1 protein-coding gene is annotated in these 984 nt (G+C 75.4%); it reads right to left on the bottom strand.

Annotation, left to right across the window (positions count from 1 at the left end; all coding sequences use genetic code 11):
• The coding region (locus FV223_RS28530) for a LarC family nickel insertion protein (protein WP_246689854.1) at positions 1–847 on the bottom strand (847 nt) is incomplete at its 3' end.
• Positions 848–984 lie beyond the last annotated feature (137 nt).

The raw sequence follows: 984 nt of genomic DNA, 5'->3' as shown, positions 1-984 counted from the left end.
CCGCGAGCTTGACCCGCACGTCCCGGCCTTCGACCGCGACGGTCGTGGCCCGGCGGGGCAGGGCGCGGCCGGCGACGAGCGCGTGGCGCAGGCCGATCGTCGCGGTCTCGGAGAAGCACGCGGCGACCACGGCATCGAGGGCGTCGGCGCGGGCGAGCAGGCGGACATGCGCCATCATCCGGCCCTTCTTGCCGAAGACCGGCATCTGCACGACGTCGAGCACGTCGTCCCGCATCCGCAGGCGGTCGAGCCCCATGGCCAAGTCCTCGCCGGACTGGTCGTCGACCTCGAACTCGATCACCGCGATCGTGCGATGGTCCGGATGCGTCTCCAGCGCCGCCATCGGGGCCGCGTCATCGAAGGCGAGCACCCGCACGCAGTTGCTCAGGCCGGGCAGGCGCCTGGTGCCGAAGCCGACGCCGGAGCGCCCGAGACGACGCGGGCCGCTCGGCGCCGATCCGGCCCCGCCGCAGAGATGGCGCAGGATCGCGGCGCCGGTGGGCGTCACCCGCTCGCCCGGCACGCCGTCGTCGCGGGTCGGGAAGCCGTCGAGCAGCAGCGCGGTCGCCGGGGCCGGTACCGGCAGCAGGCCGTGCTGCGTGCGCACCATCCCGGAGCCGAGGGGGAGGGCGCCGACGCTCCATCGCGTGGCGCCGAGCGCGGCGACGAGGTGGGCGGCGGCGACGATGTCGGCGATCGAATCCCAGGCGCCGACCTCGTGGAACGCCACCTGCTCGACCGCGATGCCGTGCACGCGCGCCTCCGCCTCGGCGAGGTGGCCGAAGATCGCGAGCGCGTGCCCACGCACCGCCGCTTCGAGATCGGCGCGTTCGAGCGCGACGCGGATCTCGGACCACGGGCGGTGATCGTGACCGTGGTCGCCCGCGTGGGCGTGGGCGTGCGACGAGCCATGCGCAGGATCGTGATCGTGGGGGCCGTGCGCGTGATGGCCGTGCGCGTGCCGGTCCGCGCCCTGCGGCGCGG

This window comes from Methylobacterium sp. WL116 (assembly GCF_008039455.1).
Taxonomy (GTDB): Bacteria; Pseudomonadota; Alphaproteobacteria; order Rhizobiales; family Beijerinckiaceae; genus Methylobacterium.
Note: the sequence above shows the minus strand (reverse complement) of the source record. Positions and strands in the feature narration are given on the sequence as shown.